19 protein-coding genes, 1 other RNA gene and 1 pseudogene are annotated in these 24,616 nt (G+C 39.9%); 3 read left to right on the top strand and 18 right to left on the bottom strand.

Annotation, left to right across the window (positions count from 1 at the left end; translation table 11 throughout):
- Positions 1–51 precede the first annotated feature (51 nt).
- The 15 genes from speC to HMPREF9200_RS02190 all read right to left on the bottom strand — a co-directional run bounded on the left by speC (position 52) and on the right by HMPREF9200_RS02190 (position 16,404).
- The gene (gene speC, locus HMPREF9200_RS02255; protein ID WP_009353237.1) at positions 52–2,235 is read right to left on the bottom strand and encodes an ornithine decarboxylase; all 2,184 of its coding nucleotides are present in this window, start codon (positions 2,233–2,235) and stop codon (positions 52–54) included.
- Positions 2,236–2,322: 87 nt separating this feature from the next.
- Positions 2,323–3,621, bottom strand: coding sequence for an adenylosuccinate synthase (locus HMPREF9200_RS02250; RefSeq protein WP_009353241.1), 1,299 nt, complete (start codon positions 3,619–3,621; stop codon positions 2,323–2,325).
- Between the two features lie 184 nt (positions 3,622–3,805).
- The gene (locus tag HMPREF9200_RS02245) at positions 3,806–6,454 is read right to left on the bottom strand and encodes a 3'-5' exonuclease (RefSeq protein WP_009353200.1); all 2,649 of its coding nucleotides are present in this window, start codon (positions 6,452–6,454) and stop codon (positions 3,806–3,808) included.
- A 14-nt stretch (positions 6,455–6,468) separates the two neighbouring features.
- On the bottom strand, positions 6,469–6,699 hold the full coding sequence (locus HMPREF9200_RS02240) for a hypothetical protein (RefSeq protein ID WP_009353191.1): 231 nt from the start codon (positions 6,697–6,699) through the stop codon (positions 6,469–6,471).
- A 2-nt stretch (positions 6,700–6,701) separates the two neighbouring features.
- Entirely contained in the window at positions 6,702–7,295 is a 594-nt protein-coding gene (gene recR, locus HMPREF9200_RS02235) for a recombination mediator RecR (protein ID WP_009353178.1), read from the bottom strand.
- Between the two features lies 1 nt (position 7,296).
- Positions 7,297–7,626 carry a YbaB/EbfC family nucleoid-associated protein gene (locus HMPREF9200_RS02230; protein ID WP_009353175.1) on the bottom strand — a complete coding sequence of 110 codons (330 nt, stop codon included), beginning with the start codon at positions 7,624–7,626 and terminating at the stop codon, positions 7,297–7,299.
- A gap of 15 nt (positions 7,627–7,641) precedes the next feature.
- Entirely contained in the window at positions 7,642–9,936 is a 2,295-nt protein-coding gene (gene dnaX, locus HMPREF9200_RS02225; protein WP_009353192.1) for a DNA polymerase III subunit gamma/tau, read from the bottom strand.
- Between the two features lie 55 nt (positions 9,937–9,991).
- Positions 9,992–10,132, bottom strand: an RNA gene (ffs, locus tag HMPREF9200_RS08260) — signal recognition particle sRNA large type.
- A gap of 337 nt (positions 10,133–10,469) precedes the next feature.
- Positions 10,470–11,114 carry a DUF421 domain-containing protein gene (locus HMPREF9200_RS02220; RefSeq protein ID WP_009353216.1) on the bottom strand — a complete coding sequence of 215 codons (645 nt, stop codon included), beginning with the start codon at positions 11,112–11,114 and terminating at the stop codon, positions 10,470–10,472.
- 1 nt (position 11,115) lies between these two features.
- Entirely contained in the window at positions 11,116–11,577 is a 462-nt protein-coding gene (locus tag HMPREF9200_RS02215) for a DUF3290 family protein (RefSeq protein ID WP_009353185.1), read from the bottom strand.
- A 16-nt stretch (positions 11,578–11,593) separates the two neighbouring features.
- On the bottom strand, positions 11,594–12,145 hold the full coding sequence (locus HMPREF9200_RS02210) for a TIGR01440 family protein (RefSeq protein ID WP_009353179.1): 552 nt from the start codon (positions 12,143–12,145) through the stop codon (positions 11,594–11,596).
- A 169-nt stretch (positions 12,146–12,314) separates the two neighbouring features.
- On the bottom strand, positions 12,315–13,193 hold the full coding sequence (locus HMPREF9200_RS02205) for a mechanosensitive ion channel family protein (RefSeq protein ID WP_009353199.1): 879 nt from the start codon (positions 13,191–13,193) through the stop codon (positions 12,315–12,317).
- A gap of 304 nt (positions 13,194–13,497) precedes the next feature.
- The gene (locus HMPREF9200_RS02200) at positions 13,498–14,208 is read right to left on the bottom strand and encodes a lactate utilization protein C (RefSeq protein WP_009353186.1); all 711 of its coding nucleotides are present in this window, start codon (positions 14,206–14,208) and stop codon (positions 13,498–13,500) included.
- Between the two features lies 1 nt (position 14,209).
- A complete protein-coding gene (locus HMPREF9200_RS02195; RefSeq protein WP_009353208.1) occupies positions 14,210–15,655 on the bottom strand; it encodes a LutB/LldF family L-lactate oxidation iron-sulfur protein in 1,446 nt (481 codons plus the stop codon).
- A gap of 11 nt (positions 15,656–15,666) precedes the next feature.
- The gene (locus tag HMPREF9200_RS02190; RefSeq protein WP_009353202.1) at positions 15,667–16,404 is read right to left on the bottom strand and encodes a (Fe-S)-binding protein; all 738 of its coding nucleotides are present in this window, start codon (positions 16,402–16,404) and stop codon (positions 15,667–15,669) included.
- Positions 16,405–16,928: 524 nt separating this feature from the next.
- Between HMPREF9200_RS02190 and HMPREF9200_RS02185 the strand changes: the two genes are divergently transcribed.
- A complete protein-coding gene (locus tag HMPREF9200_RS02185) occupies positions 16,929–18,086 on the top strand; it encodes an S-layer homology domain-containing protein (RefSeq protein WP_009353219.1) in 1,158 nt (385 codons plus the stop codon).
- Between the two features lie 86 nt (positions 18,087–18,172).
- Here the strand turns inward: HMPREF9200_RS02185 and dapF are convergent.
- Positions 18,173–19,011, bottom strand: a pseudogene (gene dapF / locus HMPREF9200_RS02180) (diaminopimelate epimerase).
- A 216-nt stretch (positions 19,012–19,227) separates the two neighbouring features.
- Between dapF and HMPREF9200_RS02175 the strand changes: the two are divergent.
- Entirely contained in the window at positions 19,228–19,983 is a 756-nt protein-coding gene (locus HMPREF9200_RS02175) for a DeoR/GlpR family DNA-binding transcription regulator (protein ID WP_009353154.1), read from the top strand.
- Positions 19,984–20,161: 178 nt separating this feature from the next.
- On the top strand, positions 20,162–20,608 hold the full coding sequence (mscL, locus tag HMPREF9200_RS02170; protein WP_009353215.1) for a large-conductance mechanosensitive channel protein MscL: 447 nt from the start codon (positions 20,162–20,164) through the stop codon (positions 20,606–20,608).
- A gap of 352 nt (positions 20,609–20,960) precedes the next feature.
- Here the strand turns inward: mscL and HMPREF9200_RS02165 are convergent, their stop codons facing one another.
- Positions 20,961–22,868: a YadA-like family protein gene (locus HMPREF9200_RS02165; RefSeq protein ID WP_009353233.1), complete on the bottom strand. Its 1,908-nt coding sequence runs from the start codon at positions 22,866–22,868 to the stop codon at positions 20,961–20,963.
- Between the two features lie 207 nt (positions 22,869–23,075).
- A complete protein-coding gene (potE, locus tag HMPREF9200_RS02160; protein ID WP_009353207.1) occupies positions 23,076–24,410 on the bottom strand; it encodes a putrescine-ornithine antiporter in 1,335 nt (444 codons plus the stop codon).
- Positions 24,411–24,616: the final 206 nt, after the last annotated feature.

Here is a 24,616-nt window from a genome sequence, read left to right as displayed (position 1 = left end):
ACACCATTTCTATGCATTGTGAGTACAAATTTATATATAAAATCCTCTATGCTATCGCGATTCATAGGACTCTTGTAACACATAGGCAAAGGCTTTTTTAGTGCCATCCTCTTGCTCTTGCAAGTACACCCCTTGAATCTCAGGCGCAAAGCCAGGCAATCGATTAATCCCTTCTTCTAAGGCTAAGAAATAGTCTCGTGCTGTCTCTGACCAGCGCTCACCTGGCTGTACACAGAGCACTCCTGGTGGATATGGCAAGGCTCCTTCTAACGCCATACGCCCCACTGCCTCAGACACAGGCAATAACTCGCCATGACCTCGAACGAAATCAAAGTTCGCTTCTTGCGGTGATTTTACATAGTCAGGGAAATAGTCTTGTAAAAATAATTTCCGTTGCAAATCACTCACATTGCGATCTTTATAGAAATCATGCATTTCTTGGCAAAGTTGACGAATTGTATATCCGTCATAGGCCTCCCCATATCGATGACTCACATAGGGCAATACTTCTTCCAACGCAGCATCTCTATCGATAAGCCTTTCAAACTCCACTAAATGAGATACCAATTGATCCATCTTTTCCTTCGTTTCCGCTGGTGTCATCAAGAATAATATGGTATTTAAATCGCATTTCTCTGGGATGATATGGCGATCTCGCAAGTAATGCGCCAAAATCGTAGCCGGTATACCAAAAGATTCATAGTCTCCTGTTTCTACATCAACACCAGGTGTAATCAGTTGAAACTTACAAGGGTCAATGAAGTATTGGTTCTCTCCATAGCCTTGGAAGGAGTGCCATTTTCCATTCGGTTCAAAACGGAAGTAGGATAGGTCCTCTGCCATGCGTTCCGTATTACCGTCTTCCCAACGTTGACCATGCACCATAGGTGGCACTAGTGGTCGTATATACTGACATCGTGTTAGCACTGATTTACGAGCTTCGATAGCCACTTTTACACACTCTTTCCACAAATATTGACCACCTAATCCTTCATGCATTTTCGCATTCACATCTAAGGATGCAAACAAGGGATAAAAGGGAGATGTAGAGGCATGCATCATAAAGGCATTGTTCATCCGTTTATGGTTTACATACCGCGCTTGTCCTTTGATGTGTCTGTCTTTTTTATGCACCTGAGAGGCTTGAGAAAAGCCCGCTTGTTGCTTATGTACTGATTGCGTCACGAGAATACCCGGATCATTTGGTCCTAATTCTAATAATAAAGGACTGCAATCTTTCATCATAGGAATAAACTGTTCGTATCCTACCCAAGCAGAATCAAACAAAATATAATCACAAAGATGTCCAATCCGATCTACCACTTGTCGTGCATTATACATAGTACCATCATAGGTACCTAGCTGAATCACTGCCAACCGAATAGGCCGTTCTTCCTTTGCTTTCTCTGGATCTCTTTGCGCCACTAACTGACGGATATAGCTTTCTTCAAAGCAATGATCTAGAATCCCGCCGATGGACCCAAATGGATTTCGTGCGGTTTCCAAGTACACTGGTGTCGCCCCCGCTTGCACTAAAGCACCATGAGAAATAGACTTATGGTTATTTCTATCATAGAGCACCACATCTCCTGGTGCTAACAAGGCATTGAGAACCATTTTATTGGCGGAAGAGGTGCCATTCAATACAAAATAGGTTTTATCCGCATTGAATACATCCGCTGCATGCTGTTGTGCATCACAAGCAGGTCCTTCATGAATGAGTAAGTCTCCTAATTTCACATCTGCATTGCATAAATCACTGGTAAATATATTAGGGCCATAGAAATCATAAAAAGCATGCCCTGCGGGATGTCTTTTAAAGAAGTCACCCCCTTGATGTCCGGGACAATCAAATTGAAGATTACCATTCGTAGAATACATAAGCAAAGCCCTAAAAAACGGTGGCAACACAGCACATTCATAGCGTATGGCCGCAGTCTCAACATCCTCTGCTAGTATGGATTCATCGAGTCTATGCGCTGTATATATTTTCATGTTCGGCAAATCATCACTAGCTTTAATGAGGCGATCTCCATCTTTTGTAATCACAAAAAGCGGAATGGAAAAGGCTTGTACCTGTGGATGGTGAACCATATCTTTCACATGAGCATCACTGACCACGATGGCAGACACCTCCGTAAAGTCTGCCGTCTCCACATCCACCATAGGATATGTTATGTATTCTTTCAACAGTTCTGTCACATCCTGAGAGAGTGCTACGGACAATCGTTTCATAGTGCGATCTCCTTACTTTCAAATACACATCAATCTGCCATAAATAAAATAGAGACCCAAAACGGGTCTCTACATGGTTCATTGCGATTACGCAAATACATTCACTAAGTCAATGGTTTGATCACGACCAGGACCTACAGAAACGATACCTACTTGTACGCCAGTTACTTCTGCAATGCGTTCGACATAACGACGTGCTGCTTCTGGTAATTCTTCATACTTGCGGATACCGGAAATATCTGTTTTCCAACCTGGGAATGTTTCGTATACTGGTTCACATTCTGCTAATACATCTAAGCTAGCAGGGAATCCTTGTACAGGCTCACCATTGCGAGTATAACCTACGCAGATTTTAACTTCATCTAAACCATCTAGGATATCTAAACGAGTAATCGCCAAGTAATCTAAGCTGTTCAATGCTGCGCCATAGGATACTACGGACAAGTCCAACCAACCACAACGACGGGAACGACCTGTAACAGTACCGAACTCATGGCCTGTTTTACGAAGGTATTCACCAGTTTCATCTAATAGTTCAGATGGGAATGGCCCTTCACCAACACGAGTAGAGTATGCTTTTACTACACCAAAGATATTTTTTAAGTAGTTAGGGCCTACACCAGCGCCCACAGACGCACCGCCTGCTACTGGATGAGAGCTAGTTACGAATGGATATGTACCATGATCAAGGTCAAGCATCGTTGCTTGGGCCCCTTCAAACAATACTTTTTTACCAGATTTGATAGCATCAATCACGGCAAAGTTTGTATCTTTTACAAATGGACGTAATTGTTCTGCATAGCCTAAGTAATCTTTTAAAATTTCTTCAAAGTTAACTGGCTCAAAACCATATACGGCTGTTAACATTTTATTTTTCAATTCTACGTTGAATTTAAGTTTCTTCTCAAATACAACTGGATCCATTAAATCGCAAATGCGAATGCCAATACGATTTACTTTATCTGCATAGCATGGACCGATACCATTTTTTGTAGTACCGATTTTAGCATCGCCTTTCACAGATTCTTCCGCTTCATCTAAACGATTATGATACGGTAAAATCACGTGAGCACGGTCAGAAATATATAAGGATTTTGCACTTTTACCTTCTTTTTCAAGGTTTGCAATTTCTTCCAACAATACCTTAGGGTCCACAACGACACCAGTACCAATGATATTCATTTTATCATCGTAAAGAATACCGCTAGGCAATAAACGCAATGCGAAAGATTTACCATCTACGACTACTGTATGACCTGCATTATTACCACCTTGGCTACGTACTACCACATCAGCGCGTTCAGATAAATAATCAACGATTTTACCTTTACCTTCATCGCCCCATTGTGTGCCAATTACCATACTTGTTGCTACATTGGTTCCCATATGAATTGCCTCCATTACATCATAGAACTTTCTATCGTAATGACTACATTAAGTCATCGCTCTGAAAGTTCTTCCATTATTAGTATTACCTTCGTAAATAGGCGCCTAACGTACACTATTTACACTTTATTATAGCATAGATTGAAAACATTGGGGTAGTTATTCCCTACAAATTCCCATATCTTTATGATGAGCCCAACCGCTTTATAAATTCTTCTGGAATGGACGATAAGAATCGACTTGGTTGTTGCCAATACCCATTTGCATTAACCTTTGCATAGGTAATGGTCAAGTGTTTCTTAGCACGGGTTAACGCCACATAGAAAATACGTTTTTCTTCTTCTAATTTACCATCTTTAACGGCAAAGTAGAACGGAAGTCCCCCATCATGTGCACTAGCAATAAAGACATTCTCAAATTCACTGCCTTTGGCTTGATGGACCGTAATGATGGGGATACGACTGTCTCCTTTTCGTCGGAACATGCCCTCTCCCGAGTGAAGAGCAGACATTTCTAATATCTCTTTCACACCATCACGGCCTACATAGTGTGGATGTTCCGCTTCTAACTCTTTCATGATGCGGTATAGTTCGCGAATACTAGTTAATCTACGTTCCCCAGTGGGATCTTCTTTTACTTTCTTCTGATAGTGTTCCACTAGGCCCATATCATTCATAATATAGGCAAGAATTTCTGTAGGTTTACTCGTAGTCCACTTACTTCGTAAAGTATCCATAGAGGCAGCAATATTGGCAAATGTATCTCTATATTTATTTATAAATGCCATACGCTGTGCTTTCGTAGGAAGGATATTTTCTTTCATTGCATACACCAATAATTTACCCGTCGCTATAATATCGTCCATGGCATTATGAGTAGACTGATGATCAATGGGAAAGTATCCACTTAAAAATTCTAGTTTATGGTTCGGCAAATTTGGATAGAACCGACGGTATATATCTAAGGTATCATAGATGGCTTGTACCCTTGGCATAGCTACACCATGTCGGCTACACTCTTGCTCTAATATGCTCATATCGTACTGCACATTATGACCGACAATCATGGACCCATCAGCAAACTGTCTGAATGCTTCCAGTACAGTTCGTGCATCACCACCAACCTTTTGTAAGTGCGCATCACTAAAGCCATGGACTAATTCTGAATCCCCTACAGGCACGCCGGGATTGATAAATCGTTCGAAGGTATCAATGGTATTGCCTTCTTCATCGATGCGGATAGCTGCCATCTGCACAATGCGATCTTCCAGTATATTTACACCTGTCGTTTCCACATCAAATACAATGATATCTTTAGTCACTAGCCCTTTTTCTAATTGCTCATAAGGCTCTCGTGTAAAGATATTTGTGCTCATAAAATCGGTGATCCGCAACCCAGTTTTTCTCACTGCTGTGCTTTCTAATTCCTCTATGCGCTTATCACCAACTCCTTTGACAAAAGTTCGAATGATCCGTTTTGTACTCATCAAATCCCAAGGGTTCACTAAGCATTTAAAAAATGCCAATACATCCTTAATTTCTAACCGTCGGAAAAATTTTAATTCATCTGCCAAAATAAATTTTAGTTGCATCTTTTCTGGCAATTGTCGATTACATCGTTTAAATTGTTCACTTAATCGTACGGCTTGTTTATTGGTGCGCACCAAAATTCCTACAGGGGGCATCTCTTCGCCAGTTCTCAGCTGTTGAATAGATTGAAATATATACCTAGCCTCATCCTGAGCATCTGCAGCAGCATATATCGAAATAGGCTCACCTTGCTGTGTGGCTATCGCTTTCGGTTCTTTTTGATACAACTCTCGCACCCGCTGAGGGAACATATCTTTCAACATGGAAAAAGCTCCCTTAAACAGCATCTGATTAGACCGATAGTTTGTATCAAACACTAATTCTATGGGGTTATACTCTCTGCGATACCGATCGATTAATGTAATCGGATTAGAACCACGCCATTCATAAATAGTTTGAAAGTAATCCCCACAGAGCAAGATATGGTTACCCTTCCACATGGTGTTCATCACTTCATATTCTAACTCGCTAGTGTCTTGCATTTCATCTACTGCAATATAGGAATAGCGCTGACGCCAACGATTAGCTACCTCAGGGCGCTGAAAGATTTGGTGTACCCTCGTAATTAAATCTGCAAAATCTAGCCCATTCAACGAACGTAATCGCCATTCGTATTCCATCAATACTTGTAGCCCTTTTTCTTCTAAAAATTCGGCAGTATCTTCTGACATGATGCTATACCAAACGGACTGTTCCCGTTGCATACGCTTGATTGTCCGTGCGTAATCCTCTTGTATATTAGCAGAATAATATTGATACTTCGATCGATGCTCTTTCACTTCGCTGATAACCTCACGAATCGTTTTGGCATGTATTTTAAGTGCCATAAAACCATGCTCTTCACTATAGGCTTTCACAATATTTGGCAAACATTCACTCAATAATTCCTCTACATCTTCTTCGTCAAAGATGAGAAATTCTTTAAACAAATCTTCTTGTAATTTTGCTTCTTCTTGCAAAATGGTATAACAAAAGCTGTGAAACGTAGATACTTTCACAGCTTGTGCCTCTTGTCCTACAATCGCAATCATGCGTTCTTTCATTTCACGACACGCTTTATTCGTAAATGTTAAACACAAAATTTGATCCCCAGTGGCACGTCCCGTTTCCAAGATATGTGCCACCCGATAGGACAATGTATTTGTTTTTCCCGTTCCTGCAGAAGCTAGCAATACAATATTTCTATCTAATTCCTGTACAACTTGTTGTTGAATGTCATTAAGTACCACAGTATTTGATTGCATAGTTGCTCCTTATTTTACCAATGAAAGTACGCTAATCCTAGCACTGGTATAGGCCCTAACACGGCTGTTAGTGCCCACAACATAATATTCATATCCAAGGGAATATGGAATACTTCTGTAATCACTGCATAGGTAATCATACCTAAAAAGACATTGGTTGCTACCCGTTTGATGGTAAACCATGCTACCTTAATAATCATCCAAGCTACAACAATAGCTACTACAGCTTGTAATACGTAATCCATCATTACCTCATTTCCTGACGATGTAATACAGCACCGCTCAAGGTCACCTCATCAGCGTATTCAATATCCCCGCCTACGGGAATACCACGGGCAATACGAGTGACCTTAATTCCCGTAGGTTGCAATAATCGAGCAATATATAGCGCCGTTGCTTCCCCTTCTACATCAGGATCTGTGGCGATGATAACCTCTTGCACTGTATTATCTTGAAGGCGCAACATAAGCTCTTTCAAGCGGATATCTTCTACGCCTACCCCATCAATAGGGGACAAAGCCCCTTCCAACACATGGTATAGTCCTTTATAGTCACCACTGCGTTCGATGGCGATGACATCACGGGATGTTTCCACCACACAAATCATCGATCTGTCCCGTTTAGAGCTTGCACAAAACTCACAAGGATCTTGAGCAGACAAATTAAAGCATTGGGAACATCTATGTGTGGCTTCTTTCGCTGCAAGGATGGTTTCTACCAAGCGTTGTACATCTTCTGCATCTGCCTCAATGAGATGGTATGCTAATCGTCTAGCCGATTTAGCCCCCACCCCTGGTAGGCGACGCAACTCTTCTACTAATCGTTCTAAAGGATTTGTCATATTAGAACATACCTGGCATTCCAGGAAGTTTCAAGTTTCCTGTGACAGCCCCTAATTTTTTCTCTGCCACTTCTTTTGCTTTACGGTTCGCTTCATTCACAGCTGCTAAGATTAAATCTTCTAATGCTTCCACATCTTCTGGATCTACTGCAGCAGGAGCAATTTTAATGGACAATACTTCTTGTTCTCCATTCATTGTTACAGATACGGCACCACCACCGATAGATGCTTCTACCACGGTGTTTTTAATTTCTTCTTGTGCTTTTTCCATATCCTTTTGCATTTTTTGAACTTTTTTCAACATACCTTGCATATTACCGCCACCAAACATAGTGAACCTCCTTCATTACTTAGACAAATCGTCTACTTCTTTCACATAAATATCATACCCATTAGCCTCCATGTGTTGTAAAGCATCATAGAGTAGAGTTTCTTGTTTTTCTTCATCACTGGCCTCGGCTGAAGACCATTTCGGCAATGTCCGTATCTCGTCTATTCTTTCTTCTGAAAGCATACCTTTCCCTATTTCCTGATAGTAGGGATTTAATACTTCCTCTGGATTCTCATAGACTGTGAGAAAGTCATCAATAATACCCTCTACATTGGTCGGATCACTACCAGCACCTACCTTTGAAGTGGTGTTTGTCCCTACATAAGTGGGTTTTCCACTATCAGGCCTCGACGTTTCTACAGATACAGTTGGCATCTCCTCATCAGCTGTCACCGGGGTCGTTTCTTGTGCCACAACAATTGGTTGTCCTATCCCTTCAGCTTCTTTATTACCTTTCACCACAGGAGTCGTTACCATTGGTTGTACCTGCCACTGTCCGCTTTGTTGTGAAGCCCCTCCAAAGGATTTTGCTGCCTCTAAGTATACCTGCAATTTAGGGTCCTTCTTATCGATAGCTTTCACCACAATCGGCCGTCCTATCACTTGTTGAAACGCTTTCTTCCCACATTCTACATGTTGCGGTTGCACCAGAATAGGCCCTGCAATTGGTGTAGGAAACACCAAGATAGCTTGCTCTTGATCTAAGTACACCAAGTTTCCTTGCTGATAGATCGTATTGAGCAATCCATAGTTCTTGCCTCTCAACCATTTTATCACGTTTGCTAAAATCGTGCTATATTCATGAGGACTGACCATCCCCTGTCCTACAGTTAGCTCTTGCGCCGTGTCAAATATCGCCGTTTTAGGCTTTACCGATGGAGATGCTTTCTTCGGTAATGGTGGTGGCAAGGAGCTTTTACCAACAGAATCGGCCACTTTAGCTACACGAGGCGGTGGTAACGGGGATGTTGCTTTTACAGTTCTAGCTCTCACTGGTGAGACAGGTGGCAACAACACCTCATCCTCTACTGGATGAGGAATATCCTCCAAGACACCATCATATACATCCGTATCCGCCACAGGTGGTGCAGGTTCTACTACAGAGCTGGCAACTACAGGTCGTTGTTCCGCCCACTCATTCAACTTTTGGAGCAATGTATCTTCTTGACGATTCACAAACTGTTCCATCGTCGTCATGCGACCTTCCAAGGTTTGGTAAGTGCCTCCTCCCAATTGTAATAGTGAAAGCAATCCCATTTCTACAATGACCCTAGGGTTATCCACTTGCTTTGCATTATTTTGCACCGTTTGTAATACATTGATATAGCGTCCTATCTCCTCCATAGATAACGCATTGGCCTGCGCCAATAATCGCTCTTTATGCGTATCATAAGCCAATAACTCTTCTGCCTCAGGTAATACTTTCGCCACAATCATAGCTCGCAGATGTTCTACTAAGGCCGTTACAATTTGGCGAGCATCACGACCCATTTGTAGCGCTTCATCTACAGCTTGCAGTAAAGCCGCTCCGTTACCAGCTTTCAATATATCTACCATATCGAGGACCCAAGATTTGCTCACTAAGCCAATCATAGTCTCTACTAGAGGAGCTGTAATCATTTCCGAGGTCATACCAGAACATTGATCCAAAATACTCAAGGCATCACGTAAACCACCATCTGCATGGACTGCAATCACTTGTGCTGCCGCAGGATCAAGAGAGATATTACTTTCCTTCGCCACATGCAATAAATGGGCTGTAATATCTTTTGCTGTGATACGGCGGAATGTATAACGCTGACAACGAGATAAAATAGTAACCGGTAATTTCTCCGATTCTGTTGTGGCAAAAATGAACATCACATGACTTGGCGGTTCCTCGATAGTTTTCAACAAGGCATTCCATGCTTCATTGGTGAGCATGTGTGCTTCATCAATGATAAATACTTTTTTATGACCTACTACAGGCAAAAAGTTCACCTGTTCCCGCAAGGCACGCACTTCATCAATACCTCGATTGGAAGCCGCATCAATTTCGATCACATCCAAGGCTTGTCCTTGTAACATTTGCTGGCACGATTCACACTGACCACAAGGTGTATCTGTAGGTCCCTGTTCACAGTTAATAGCGCGCGCAAATATTTTTGCCATACTCGTTTTGCCCGTACCTCTAGGACCAGCAAATAAATAGGCATGGGCCACTTTATCTTCACGAATAGCTCGTTGTAATGTATCCGACACATGATGTTGACCCACAACATCTGTAAACTGTTTCGGTCTCCATCGTCTATATAACGCTAAATAACTCATAGCCCCTCCTTTCCCTTAAGATATGAAAAAAAGCAGCTAAGCTAGCTGCTTTACCATAGCACTCGAATCTGACAGCCCTATAGGTTTCCTCGTGGCACAAGAGAGTGACCGCTTAATGCTGCTCCAATCAAGGCCTGACATGGTTCACAGGCTCTCCTTGCACAAGCCCCATAGAACTGTCATATTCCAATGCTATTACCCTATCATTATACATGTTTTTCTATCCCTATTCAAGGGTATATACCTAATCCATCATAAATTGTGCTACACATTAGATGCTATTATTATAACAGAGTTAATTTGATAATTATCTCTTAAGTATCCCTTTATATGTACTAGTTTTCTTGTCCCTATTCTACAAGGATTGATTGTTATTTTTTGACATATGCAATTCTGAAGTATTACAAGAGTAGAAAATAGAAAGAAAAAAGGACGGCTGCCACCGTCCTTTTTTGAGTTTATGAAAGAATGCTCTAACTTCTTATATCTTTCTGCTCCAAGTATACACCCTTCTATTCTAACATACAATGGGACTATACTCGATGCCCTTCATAGGGGTGCAGGATTAAATCTCCTTTGGAGTATTCTCCTACATAGATATCCCTAATGGAATATCCTTGATCTCGCACTTCTTCTTCCAACCAAGCCATGTCTTTATCGGCTAGGTCTAGAATATCTGGATCTACTACGCCATCTACAATAACAGGGTAGCGAATGATATCATCACCATTCATGACCAGCGTTAATTGACCATTTTGTTCTAGCACAGCACGGCGTACATCACTCACAAGGGTAACCCCTGCGCTCCGAAGTTTCAACTGCAAATCACTACCACGAAGGCCTCGTTTCAAACACTCTCCAACGCGAATCTTACCGCGATCAATGACAATGCTAGGACGTCCATCGATCAGCGTTTTAATCCATCGCACATGAGCGCTAAGAAAACGCAAGCCCATGACCACGATGGTCCAAGCAATCAACACTAGGAAGAATTGCAAGATACCAATACTTTCACTGTAGATAACAGCACCAATAATACCACCTAGTACATAGTTTTGTACCTGATCTAAGGCCGAGTTCGGCGCTAAATTTCCCTTACCCATCAAGTTCATTTGCAAAATGAGAGCTAAAATACCAAGGGCTAGCTTAATAAATACTAATGTATATCCTGTTAACATATTATCGCCCATCCTTCTTCACATCTACCACCTTAGGATTGCTATTAATCATCTCCACAGGTCGCAAAGAATAACCATCCTTATTCATAGTGAAAGTCACCTCAAAATAGGCTTCCTCAATATTGACGATCATACGATCTTGCACGCGCAATGTATTAACGCGAATCTTATCCTTAGGTACATCTGCACGTTCACTTAAATTATTTAAGAATTGCACCATATAGCTCGATTCTTCTGCACTATTAATATCACGAGTGTAATCATTAACTTGCAATCCTAATAAAAATACAAGCCCCAATACAATGATAATGCCCAAGTCACGGAACTTAGTATCAAAACGATTATACATAACTTTTACACCTACTACTAGCAATGCTACTAATAAAATAGATGTCATAATGTATTGCAACAGAGATGTAAACTCTCCTCGTTGCACCACATAAGCATAGGTATAAAATTCCATAATTACCTCACAGTTCTTACTTTAACGCTTCATTATACTGCGCTCGATCTCCCCCTACAAATTTAGGACGTACACGAGCTGCTGTTACATGAGCTGCTCCAATTTCTTTTATACTTAGTCGCACAGGCACTGCCACATATTTTAGATGCATACCAATAAAAGTATCTCCAATGTCGATGCCTGCATCAGCCTTTACATGCTCCACTAACACAGGATCCGACCAAGTTGCATAGGCTGTAGTTGCCATGGAGCCGCCTGCATGTTGTACAGGCACTACATTCACTTCTTCATAGCCTCTAACCTTTGCGGCATGGCGTTCCATTACCAAGGCCCGATTGAGATGTTCGCAACATTGTATAGCCACATCGAAGCCAAACTCTTTTTGCACCTTAGAGAGCGCTCGAAATAGTTCTTCTGCTACATCTAAGGAGGAATCTTTTCCAATGTATCCGCCTCGCACTTCGCTAGTGGAACATCCTACTACCAGTAGTTTACCTTCTTGCAGTTTTGCTGTCGTAGCCAATTCTGTTACAGCAGCTTTCATAGACTCATATATATTTTCATTCATAGGATTGCCTCCTCTTCATTGAGTACGAATCGACGTAAACAAGTATGCCATCGTCTTAGTGTATTATTTACCATATGCACTATACATGATAGGCATGGAATAGCATTGCCCTTGGATATTCCGTACCCACCTATATCTTGCGGGTACGGAATAGGATTCTCTTAGGCTATTAGTTAGCCATATGTACCACACGTTGAGGATAGGGAATATCGATGCCTTCTGCATCAAAACGATCTTTCACATCGGACATAACACCATAATAGACTTCTCTAAAATCACTGGCGTTAATTAAAGGATAGGCCACAATGTTCACAGAACTATCGCCAAATTCTTTGATACCGATTTCTAAGGTATCCATATTATGAACCTTGCCTGTGCTCGCAAGAATTTCTTTGATAATCTCAATGGCCCGATGATGATCCGCATTATAGTTAATACCAAAGACAAACGTAATATAGCGTGTTGGTTCATAGTTGCTGTTCATCAAGTTATTGGATGTAATAGCCGAGTTCGGGATGAAGACAATTCGATTTTCTTTCGTCGCAATGGCGGTGTTAATTAAATGGATAGATTTCACAGAGCCTTCCACACCATTCACAGAAATCCAATCCCCTGCTTTAAAGGGTTTGAACGCCAAAATAATTAATCCCGAAGCTAAGTTGGACATGTTATTTTGCAACGCTAAACCAATGGCGATACCGAAGGCACCAAAAGCTGCCAAGAAGTTATTCGTCGGAAATCCCACTAAGGACAAAGCTGACAGCACGACTACGGACAAAATAGTGTAGTAAATAATTTGAGACGCAAAGCTGCGCACCGTTTGATCATAACCAGTGCGACTCATCAATTGTACTGACAACCGTCTTACAAATAAAGCTAAATAGCGGCCTATAATCAACACGATGATGGCTAAAATAATACTAGGTAAATATTCCAGTAATAAGGATTGCACATGATTAACAAAGGAAATACTTTCCTCTACATGCTCTGCTACCTTTTCAGTGCCTACCGCTGTGGCTGTGGCAACTTTTTCTTCTGCTAATAACATACATTATTCCTTTCCTATAACTATGTTGCAATAACTAACGCACAGTATATAATAGATAACCCACATACAATTACATTCTATGATAGCTATAAAACTAAACTTGTAAATATATTATCTTTAAGTATACGAAAAAAAGGTCTTTTGTCAAATATGATATCTGTTATGACACGGATAACTCCATATTTAGTATAGAAACACTTGCTGTCACCAACAGGTAACAAAAAACCTCTCGAACCCAAAAATATAGGGTAGTTGATATACCTATCAACTACCCTATATCCTAATTGTTTATGAACTATATCTCTTATTTAACTAAGATGAAAGTTACATTAATCGGACCATGTACACCAACGACACGAACTAACTCGATATCTGCAGTATTGGATGGACCAGAAATATGAACCACATTTGTAGGGAACTTAGCTGGATCATTACGATAGATTTTCGCTAATTCTGCCATCGTTTGTGTCATACGTGGATGAATTGTATCTTCACGCAATACAGAAATATGCGTTAAAGGCAATAAGCCCAAGGAACGACCAGATTCTTCTGTACTTGGTTGGATTACTGTTGCTGTTTCTGCAATCCCCAAGATTGGGAATGTAATACCAATATTAGAATCCTTCGCCACATTGATGTTCGCTTCACGACCTTTCGTAGCATCCCATTGATAGAATGTAGCTTGGTCTTCCCCTAATTGTTGGAATGCAGCTTCTAAACCATATGTTTCTACTTCTGCAGATTTAGGGTACACAACACTACCGCCACCACGAGCCACAATTTCGTCCACTAATGCCTGACCTACTTGAGAAGCATCCACTTCGATAAGTTTAGTACCTAAGCGTTCTGCTTCTGTTTTAAACATCTGTACTACTTGCTCATGGCTAAGGTCAGAATACATTGTCTCTTGAGGTCCTTTTGAAAAATCAAAAGGAGTTACAGATGTAGGAATTGAGTCACGGCCTAACGCACGAGATAGGCGACCTAAAAAGGCTTGTTTTTTTGCTTGATCCATTTTATTTCTCCTTTCCCTTTTGTGCTACGTGTTTTGCATATTCATCACGGAATTTACTCATTTTGAGCAAGCCCATATCTTTTGCTTTCACCCAGCCACCAACTACTGGTAATACTTTTGTCCAATCTGCCATATGACCATTGTTACTCATTAATTTCATGCCGATAGCACCCATTTTGGTACCCATATCGAACAGGAAGGAGTTCGCAAATACACCTGCCACTGTGTGGAAGATACTGCGTTCGATAGCTGGACGCATTTGTAATTTATCAGCAATCACTTGACGATGTTTCAATAACAATTCATGCAATGGAATCTTAACTGGGCAATGCTCCCAACATTCGCCGCACAATGTGGACGCGTAAGGAAGATCGCCAGCTTCTTCATAACCAACCAATAGTGGAGTTAATACAGCACCCATTGGACCTGGATAGATAGAGCCATAACCATGACCTGTAATATGACGATATACAGGGCAAATGTTCATACATGCACCACAACGGATACAACGTAACATTTCTTCAAAATCGCCGCCTAAAATACCAGAACGACGGTTATCAATGATGATGATGTGTAATTCTTCTGGACCGTCTGCTTCCCCTTCACGAGCAGGACCTGTGATCATGGAGAAGTAGTTGGAAATTTTAGCGCCTACAGAGGAACGAATCAACATTTCCATCATCACATCCAAAGATGCGAAGTCAGGCACCAAACGTTCCATACCCATCAATGCAATTTGCGTTTTAGGCATGGAGCTTGCCATACGACCATTACCTTCGTTAGATACGATAGTAATAGTACCAGTTTCAGCTACACCGAAGTTACAACCAGTGAAACCTACGTCAGCACGCAAGAAACGATCGCGAATATAGCGACGTACGAAACGAGTCATTTCTTCTGGATTTTCAGTACCTTCATAACCTAATTTTTTCGCAAATGTATCACGAATACGGTTACGTTCAAAATGCAATGCAGGTACTACGATATGAGATGGAGGATCGAAATCTGCTGTTTGCAAAATAAATTCTGCCAAGTCAGTTTCGTTTACTTCGATGCCTGCTTCAATTAATTCATGGTTTAATCCGATTTCTTCAGATACCATGGTTTTGGATTTAACAACCATTTTTGCTTCTTTGGCACGAAGTACTTCCATGCAAATTGCTGTTGCTTCTTTATCATCAGCTGCAAAGTGCACATGAGCACCAGCTTTTTCAGCATTTTCCGCAAATTGGTTTAAATAGTAATCCAAATTAGCCAATACATGGTCACGCAAATCAGCAGATTCATTACGGAAGTCTTCCCATTCTGCTACTTGATCTACTACAGCTTTACGTTTTTCATAGAATACATCCTGTGCTGTTTGAATGGCTTTTACTTTGAAGTCATTAGCAAGCACATCATTAACGCGTGTCTTAAACGGACGTGTATCGTATAAAATATTACTCATGGTGACTCCTCCTATCGACTATTCAATAATTCCGCAATATGCATTACGCGGATATGGCGATCAATTTCGCCTTCTTTGTAAAGTCGATCTAACATACCTTCAATATTCATCAAGCAAGCCATGTCGGAACCTGCTACAATGTTAGCACCAGAATCAGCAATATTTAATGCTTTTTCTCGTGTCATAACAGCGGAAATTTCAGGATTTTTTACTGTGAAAGTACCACCAAATCCACAGCAACGTTCTGCACGATGCAATGGTAAGTATTCTAAACCTTGAATACCTGCTAACAGTTTCATAGGTTGTTCTTTGATTCCCATCAAACGTGTTACGTGACAAGATTTATGGTATGTCACTTTATCATTAAAGCGAGCACCCACATCAGTTACTCCCAACACGTCAACGATGAATTGTGTGAACTCATAAATTTTTGAGCTCAATCTTTCAGCTCGTGCTAACCATTCTGGTTCATCTTTTAAAATATGATGATATTCGTCGCGAATCGCGAACGCACAAGAGCCAGACATGCTCACTACATAGTCAGCATTCTCAAATTGTTCAATTGTATTTTTGATAGCTCCTTTAGCAGCTTCGTTGTAACCAGAGTTAACAAACATCTGACCACAGCACACTTGCTTTTTAGGAACTGTTAATTCGCAGCCAAGGTTTTCAAGAACCTTTACACCTGCCATGCCTACATGAGGGTAGAACATATCAATCAAACATTGTTGAAATAAATGAATTTTCATTTTTTCACATCCTCAACTTTAAAGTAAACTACTATCACTTGATTGGCGAAATGCAACAATCGTTTTCCATCTATGTACTATTAGAACAGTAGGTTCTAAATAGTTTTCCGATAATTTTATTATATAGTAATTTTTCTGTAATTACAAAAGACTTGCAATATTAGCAAGAAGCCATTTTTATACCATTTTGTTAGTCATTATCAACCAACTCATTTGTAGCAAAAATCACACGTTTTCCCTAGTCTCATCAATCCTTATAACATCAAGGATTATATAATTTTTATGTATTTTAATACATATCAAATCTTCTATTAAAACACACATGTCTTTTCAGTCTCTAATTCCTACTTAAAATTAGTGCTATAACCAAAACTCATGAAAGAGATAATCATCGCTCTATAATTCAATTTTTTCTATAGTAAATTCATTGATAAATATCACTCTTTTCGCATGGAGTGAATCTTTCAAATATGGTATGATACATATAGTAAAACATTTTTAGTTTCCTAATTCGGAGGCACACCATGAAACGCATTTATTCTGCACTATTGCTAACTGCATTGCCTGTAGTATTATTACAAGCACAAACTAGCAACTCACTATCTACAAGCACTATGGTAACCACACCTAACACATTTACATATTCTCAACCAAATACGATTTCTACCTTTGATCGAGTACAAAAATATCGATTTACTGATGTACCTAGTAACTTTTGGGCTTATGAATCAATTACTAAAATGACAAAAGAAGGTTTAATGAGTGGATATCGTAATGGCACATTCAAACCCAATGACCCACTATCTCGCGAGGAAGCTGCCTCTTTATTTAGCAATATGATTGGAGATACTCCATCTATTATGTTAGCTAGTTCATTTTCAGACATCACTTCCGACCGTTGGTCTTCTCTAGCTATTGAAAGTGTAGCAAGAGCTAATATTATCAGCGGTTATGGTGACAATACGTATCGTCCAGAACAATATATGTCTCGCCAAGAGTTTGCCGTGGTTGCTGATAAATTTTTACACTACCAAGGATATCGTACTGAAGACCCAACAGCTCTCGATACCATACACTTTAGTGATCAGAAATTTATCGCACCTTGGGCTCAATCATCAGTACGTGAACTAGCTTTATGGGGATTCATCAATTACAGTACAAAAGGCTTATTCAATCCAGAAAAATATATCACTCGTGGTGAAGCTGCAGAAATTACATATCGTTTACTTTTCTCTAAAGAAGCTACTGCCATTCAGCACACAATTCAGCAACAACAAATGGAAGAAACGGCACGCGCTCTGGTCAAGAAAACATTTGGCGAGAATTACGATTTCCACCATCGTGGCGCTATGTTCTGGCGTGATGGTAAATTAGTCATTTCCTTTACATCTTCTAGCGATGTGAAAGCTATCACTGCAGAAACCGCCTATATTAAAGACAAACACTTCTTAGATAATCACATCATTACTACTGGTACTTATAGCTTAGGTGACTTTGACAATTTACAAACCGATGCCGCTTACTTATATCGTCAATTGGAGCCCCATGGCACTATCCTAGCTGTAACACCAACACCGAATGTAGACGGCTTAATTCTAACCGTAGACAAATTAGATGCTACGACACAGACAGCATTTATGAAAAAGTTTGGAAAGAAAGTTCAGCTAAAAACTAATTCATAATAACTCATACAAAAAGAGGAAAGTTGACTCCACTTGATCAACTTTCCTCTTTTGTGTTAGAAGCGCATTGTATTGCTAGTCCCCATCTAGCAAGTGACATCCTCCAACTCCAAGCTAAACACTTCTGTAGCAGGTCCTGTCATATATACTGTGCCATCTTCGTCATAATCTACATGTAAAACACCTAGGTATAACTCCACATCTACAGATCGACTAGTTAACCCTTTTTCATGAGCCATAACAGCGCTAGAGCAAGAACCTGTACCACAAGCCAATGTAGCCCCTGCACCGCGCTCCCAAGTACGGACTTTCACAGTTTTCTCGTCCACCACTTGTACAAAGTTCACATTTGTTCCTTTTGGAAAAAGTGGATGCTTTTCAATCTTTGGCCCTAATACTGTCAATGGAACTGCTGTTACATCCTCTACAAATACTTCTGTATGTGGCACCCCTAACAGTACAGAACTCACCACATAGGATGTGCCGTCTACATCAATAGTATAGTCTATGACTTTGTCTGATTCTATGTCCATAGGAATGTCCTTCGCAGAAAATGTAGGTTTACCCATGTTGACTTTCACCAATTTAGCCACACCATTTTCAGCAATAATCGTTGGCGTCATAATACCAGCCAACGTTTCTACCGTAAACACTTCTGTATCAATGATCTTGCGGTCGTAGGCATACTTCGCAAAACAGCGAATGCCATTGCCACACATTTCAGCTTCACTGCCATCAGAATTGATAATGCGCATACGCACATCTGCCACCTTAGAAGGCATAACAATGACCAGACCATCTGCTCCGATACCCGTATGACGATCACATAGACGTTGTGCCATGTCCGTCACATCAAATTGTACTGTACCATCATCAAAAAAACGATAAAATCATTTCCTAAACCGTGCATTTTTGTTATTTTCATATATATCTCCTCATCTGTATTATACAATTCCTGTCCGCACAGAGCGGATTATTAATTTATCGCAAAATATAGCCTTTGCTTTTATACATTTTGATGAAATCCATCATTGGCTACTATAATTTATTTGCCATTTATATTACCATGAATATAGGAAAAATAATAGGTACGTTTTCCTAAGCAGTATTAGGTTAATCATAAATTGGAGGTGATTTTACTATGCTTCCTGAAGAACGTTATTCTGCGATTCTACGACGCTTGAAACAAAACCGGGTGGTCACTGTACACGAATTGGTGACAGCCTTATCTTCTTCAGCGCCTACAATACGCAGAGATTTAGCCTATCTCCACAGTAAAGGTTTATTGCAAAAGGTCCACGGTGGCGCTGCCAGCCTCACCATTGACCATACCACAACGGATATAGATATAATCCCGAAATCCGTTATGTATCGCGATGCAAAAGAATCTATTGCCTTAGCTGCCTCTGAATTAATCAGTTCCTCTGGTTTTATCTTCATTGATGCTGGTAGTACCACTGAAATGGTGTTACATTATGTACCGCACACCAATGCTACCTTTGTGACTAATGGCATTCATCATGCTACCCATTTAGCATCGCGGCATATGAAAGTCATCTTATTAGGTGGCACTGTAAATCCTATTTCATCATCTATTGTCGGTAGTGTAGCTCTTAATCAATTAGATTCCTATAACTTTACACAAGGCTTCTTTGGTGCTCATGGTATAAGTTATAAATCTGGCTTTACCACAGAAGATCCTCTCGATGCTGCTGTGAAAGAAAAAGCATTACATAAATGTCACAATGCCTTTGTCTTAGCAGATCCATCTAAATTTGATCGCATTTCATCTGTTACTTTTGCCACCATTGATAAGGCGTCTATTATTACTACTAAATTACCCAATGAATTATATCGGAACTATGCAAACATTCAAGAAGTTGATCATCATCGTTAATACAAAAGCTGCCATCCCTAGACCTAAACGTCTAACGGTATGACAGCTTTTTTACAATCTATACAAGGTCGTGTATCCAACTATTTCATGCACATGATTACATCTAGCTTTTTCGATATATTTCTATTATAATGTATGGTATACTTTTTATTGTATGAATTTTGAAATGGAGATTAGTATGAGCTTTTTGAAAGATTTTAAAGACTTTGCCATGCGCGGCAATGTAGTAGACTTAGCAGTCGGCGTTATCATTGGCGCCGCTTTCGGTAAAATTGTTACTTCTTTAGTAAACGATGTGGTTATGCCTCCTATCGGATTATTATTAGGCGGAGTGGACTTTTCTAATCTATTCATCCCTTTAACTACTGGTACTGCTCCAGCGACTTTAGCAGAAGCTAAAGCGGCTGGTATCCCTGTCTTGGCTTATGGTATGTTCTTAAATACAGTCTTTGAATTCCTTATCATTGCTTTTTGTATTTTCGCTATCATCAGCCAAATTAAACGATTTACACCTGCAGAAGCACCGGTGGAAATCCGTAAATGTGACTATTGCCGTGAAGCTATTGCTGACGATGCAACACGCTGTCCACATTGTACAGCTGAATTAACTATCAAAGAATGTTAAATTCAATACATACTAGCTTTTAGATTTTTGAATTTTAGAGTTACATAATGCTAATAGGAAAGGACTGACACAAGTGTCAGTCCTTTACCTATAATTAGTATTATGTGAAATGCATAATGCATGATCACAACAAACCTAGCATATACTTTTATTATGTATATTGCTTTTCAAATATAGCATAACTAGATATTTAAAATCAAGTTTTAAAATATTCATTTCGCAAAGGCACGAAAGCCTTGAATATAGGGTTTTCTATGATTCATCAGAAAACAAAATACAACATTAATTTTCACAAAAAAGAAAGTCGATAAATTTATATCAACTTTCTTTTTTACTATTTAAATGTATTTAATTATTTTGCAGCCATAGCATTCATAAGCATAGCAATTTTTTGATCTTGAGCTTCTAATTGAGCTTTTAATGTATCAATTTCTTTTGCCATTGCCACTTTAGTCATAGGGATATGTCCACGTTGACCAACTTTTAAGCTTACCCCTACATTAAATAATTTTTCACCATTTCCTACAGTACCACCAAGGCTAACCATAGTATCTTCATTTGGACGATAGAATGCACCTAAAGCTAATGCATTACTGCTATGGTAGTTACCATAACCAGCTGCAATACTCCATGTATCATTACCATCAAACTCTAATGGATGTAATGCCGCTAACGCTGCAGAACCAGCTACTGCTTTATCCATACGAGAATTCAAACGATTTTCCATGGAACCCATGTTTTGGTTAATGTTATCTACTTTGTTATTGACATTTGTAATGCTAGTATTGATATCTTCTAAATTTTTATTAATAGTAGATTCAATGTTTCCTACCTCTGTTTTCACAGCTTTTAAAGCATCATTAATATTTGTTTTACCTGTACCACCAAGATCTTTTACAGTAACAGAGCCATTTTCACCAACAACAACAGCATCTTTACCTAATACTGCTTTTAAAGAGTCTGCTGTATTTTTTACAGAATCAGCTACATTTGCCACTGTAGTTGCTACAGAATGCAATTGGCTACCATTGATAGCATCTTTAGAATTTGCAGATACGTCTCCATTAGCTACATTAGTAACCTTTGTATTATTTGCATTGATTCCATCTTTTGTGACAAATTGCTTACCGTCAACAGCGATTCCACTTCCATCTACTTTGGTAGTACCTATTGTTACACTATTTAATGTAAGATCATCTTTTACTGCTACTGTGTATACAGGTTGACCATTAGCACCTTTTGATTCTGCAACAGTCACATTGGTACCTGCTTTTACTTCTGTTTTTACAGCTTTTAAGGCATCATTAACATTTGTTTTACCTGTACCACCAAGATCTTTAACAGTAACAGCTCCATCTTTATCTACTTCAGTTTCGCCACCTAATACTGTTTTCAAGGAATCGGCTGTATTTTTTACAGATTCAATAGCTTCATGAAGAGTAGCTTTTCCTGTTCCACCAATATCAGTAGCAGTAATTTTACCAGTTTCATCTACTGTTGCATCACCACCAATGATGTCTTTTACAGAACCAGCCACATTTGCCACTGCTGCTGCTACAGAATGTAATTGGCTACCATTAACAGCATCTGTAGATGTAGCTGTCACTTGACCTGCTGCTACGTTTTGAATTTGACGTTCTTTACCTTCATCACCAACAGAAACTACATAACTTACTTTATTGCCAGCATCATTAGTAACAGTACCTGCAAAATCAGTTAATTTTAATGTTGTTCCATTGGATTCAACAGAAGCTTCCGTTGTGTTAACACCTTCTTTTGTTTTAGCAAAAGTACCTAAAGCTACAGAGTTTTTCAAACTTGCTTCTGCGTGAGAACCATTGCTACCACCGCCGATAGCTACGCTATTCGCCGCAGCTACAGAGCGAGAACCTAATGCTGTACCATACCAGTCTGCAGAAGAGCTATCACCAATAGCTACGCCTCGGTTTTTTAACGCTTTTGCTTCACGACCAATAGCGATGGCAGATTGACCAGAACCATCTCCCTCTTTGTCCCCTGCATAGGCATTTTCACCGATAGCAATTGTATTATTAGTTGTACTTTGGGCATTTACACCAAGAGCAATTGCCTGAATTCCTTTTGCATTGGCACCAACACCATACGCAATGCCTTTATCATCACCTGTACCTGGCGTATTCACTGCAGCATCAGCTACATTCATGCCAATAGCACTCATAACCATAACAGCGCTCAACACTGCCGCTTTTAATGTTTGTTGTTTTCCTGTTGCTTTTAACATGTTCTTTTCCTCTTCCTTTACCTTTTCACAATAAAATAATCTATAAAATTGTTTATAATTCCTAAATTAAAAATTACAGTATTAAATGTTTTAGATTTAATACTGTAACAATTAATCACATGTGCAATTGTAAATAATCTTCATGAAGAAAAAATGAAGAAAATCAAAATTCATGAAATCTTCATTTTTAAACTATGTATGTTGCTATTAATAAGCAGAGCTTTTACCAATAGCTTTCACTAGACGAGGCCGCCAATGGAATGCCGCCTGGTATGCTACATAGCCAAATAAAATGACGGAAGCCCCACCTTGTACAGGAATTGCTCCACATGCATAAATGGCATAACTATCATAGGCAATAGCTACGGCGCTCATCACATAGATTAGACGACGTAATCCGACGCTAGCCCCTTCAACAGATAGCATCTTGTTCACCGCCACGCAACAAAGAATATATGGAAATACATTTGTCACAACTGCTAGGTTAACAAGTTGTGCAAATTGTTCATTTAAACTTTCATCAGTGGTCATCAAAGCCAAAATAGCTTGTAATGCCAACAAAATAAAAATACCCCGTACAGGAGAATCTACGCGATTAACCCGGGCAAACACTTTAGGAAAGAAACCTGCTTCTGCACAGCTTTTAAACACACGGCTCAAAGTAAATTGCCACCCCATAATGGCCCCAAAGCAGGATACTGCCATAAGCGCCATCACGATTTTACCTGCTGTACCATCAAACATATAGGCAAAAACAAGGCCAAATGGAGCAGTGGAGTTCACTAACTCAATATTAGGAATGATCCCTGCCATAATATTTGTCGATACAATATACACCACAGCTACGGCTAAAGTGCCAAAAAATGTCGCAATCGGTACATTTTTCTTAGGATTTTCCACAGCATCTGCGTTTGCTGCTGCCGATTCAAAGCCTAAAAACCCCCACAATGTAAGGGAAATGGACTGACTGACCGCATCAAATACGGGTAGTTCTTGCGGATTCCAAACAGACACAAACATCTCTGGATCGAACCAAAACCAACCAAACACGCCAATAAATAAGACCGGCAACATGGTGCCCCAAATCGTAATATTGCTAATCCGTCCTGTGCTCTTGTTACCACGCACATTGACTAGAGCTGCCACCATGAGCAATCCTATTGTTGCTAAACTTACTTCTAATGGTGAAAGCGGCACATCAAACAATACAGCTCCATACCCTACGATAGATATAGCTATGGCTACATTGGCAATCACCAGAGATACTGCATAAGAATAATTGGCCATAAAATGTCCTGTCCTACCAAAGGCATATTCTACATAGCCTCCTAGACCACCAGACTTTTTCGTAAATAAGCCACATTGGGCAAAAATATAGGCTAAGGTTAAGGAGCCTAGTACAGTGATTATCCAAGATAGGATAGAAATGGTGCCTACCTGTGCTAATTGAGACGGTAGCATAATAATTCCAGCACCCAACATATTGGCTGCCACAATGGATGTCAGTTGGAATACAGACATTTTTTTAGCGGTGGTTTTCATGTATCAATCCCCTTTCCAAACATCACTTGAGTTCATTTCAAGTATCCGTGTCATCAAAACCGCTAGCCTAACTAGTCCGTACGGAATGGGTTCGGATGTAGTTAAGCGACTTCATTCTTTTATCGATTCATTGTAACACCTTTTCCTCCGTATGAATAGATATTTTTTTACAATTTTTCTCCTATTCCTATAACTTTCTATCATTT

This window comes from Veillonella sp. oral taxon 780 str. F0422 (genome assembly GCF_000221605.1).
Taxonomy (GTDB): Bacteria; Bacillota; Negativicutes; order Veillonellales; family Veillonellaceae; genus F0422.
Note: the sequence above shows the minus strand (reverse complement) of the source record. Positions and strands in the feature narration are given on the sequence as shown.

What these genes read in the sequence shown, in the direction of transcription:
- HMPREF9200_RS02240 (WP_009353191.1), bottom strand. Translation starts at nt 6,699, where the DNA reads ATGGATTACGTATTACAAGCTGTAGTAGCTATTGTTGTAGCTTGGATG.
- HMPREF9200_RS02250 (WP_009353241.1), bottom strand. Translation starts at nt 3,621, where the DNA reads ATGGGAACCAATGTAGCAACAAGTATGGTAATTGGCACACAATGGGGC.
- mscL (WP_009353215.1), top strand. Translation starts at nt 20,162, where the DNA reads ATGAGCTTTTTGAAAGATTTTAAAGACTTTGCCATGCGCGGCAATGTA.
- HMPREF9200_RS02165 (WP_009353233.1), bottom strand. Translation starts at nt 22,868, where the DNA reads ATGTTAAAAGCAACAGGAAAACAACAAACATTAAAAGCGGCAGTGTTG.
- HMPREF9200_RS02215 (WP_009353185.1), bottom strand. Translation starts at nt 11,577, where the DNA reads ATGGAATTTTATACCTATGCTTATGTGGTGCAACGAGGAGAGTTTACA.
- HMPREF9200_RS02185 (WP_009353219.1), top strand. Translation starts at nt 16,929, where the DNA reads ATGAAACGCATTTATTCTGCACTATTGCTAACTGCATTGCCTGTAGTA.
- HMPREF9200_RS02195 (WP_009353208.1), bottom strand. Translation starts at nt 15,655, where the DNA reads ATGAGTAATATTTTATACGATACACGTCCGTTTAAGACACGCGTTAAT.
- HMPREF9200_RS02220 (WP_009353216.1), bottom strand. Translation starts at nt 11,114, where the DNA reads ATGTTAACAGGATATACATTAGTATTTATTAAGCTAGCCCTTGGTATT.
- HMPREF9200_RS02190 (WP_009353202.1), bottom strand. Translation starts at nt 16,404, where the DNA reads ATGAAAATTCATTTATTTCAACAATGTTTGATTGATATGTTCTACCCT.
- HMPREF9200_RS02210 (WP_009353179.1), bottom strand. Translation starts at nt 12,145, where the DNA reads ATGAATGAAAATATATATGAGTCTATGAAAGCTGCTGTAACAGAATTG.
- recR (WP_009353178.1), bottom strand. Translation starts at nt 7,295, where the DNA reads ATGACAAATCCTTTAGAACGATTAGTAGAAGAGTTGCGTCGCCTACCA.
- HMPREF9200_RS02200 (WP_009353186.1), bottom strand. Translation starts at nt 14,208, where the DNA reads ATGGATCAAGCAAAAAAACAAGCCTTTTTAGGTCGCCTATCTCGTGCG.
- HMPREF9200_RS02230 (WP_009353175.1), bottom strand. Translation starts at nt 7,626, where the DNA reads ATGTTTGGTGGCGGTAATATGCAAGGTATGTTGAAAAAAGTTCAAAAA.
- dnaX (WP_009353192.1), bottom strand. Translation starts at nt 9,936, where the DNA reads ATGAGTTATTTAGCGTTATATAGACGATGGAGACCGAAACAGTTTACA.
- HMPREF9200_RS02175 (WP_009353154.1), top strand. Translation starts at nt 19,228, where the DNA reads ATGCTTCCTGAAGAACGTTATTCTGCGATTCTACGACGCTTGAAACAA.
- speC (WP_009353237.1), bottom strand. Translation starts at nt 2,235, where the DNA reads ATGAAACGATTGTCCGTAGCACTCTCTCAGGATGTGACAGAACTGTTG.
- HMPREF9200_RS02245 (WP_009353200.1), bottom strand. Translation starts at nt 6,454, where the DNA reads ATGCAATCAAATACTGTGGTACTTAATGACATTCAACAACAAGTTGTA.
- HMPREF9200_RS02205 (WP_009353199.1), bottom strand. Translation starts at nt 13,193, where the DNA reads ATGTTATTAGCAGAAGAAAAAGTTGCCACAGCCACAGCGGTAGGCACT.
- potE (WP_009353207.1), bottom strand. Translation starts at nt 24,410, where the DNA reads ATGAAAACCACCGCTAAAAAAATGTCTGTATTCCAACTGACATCCATT.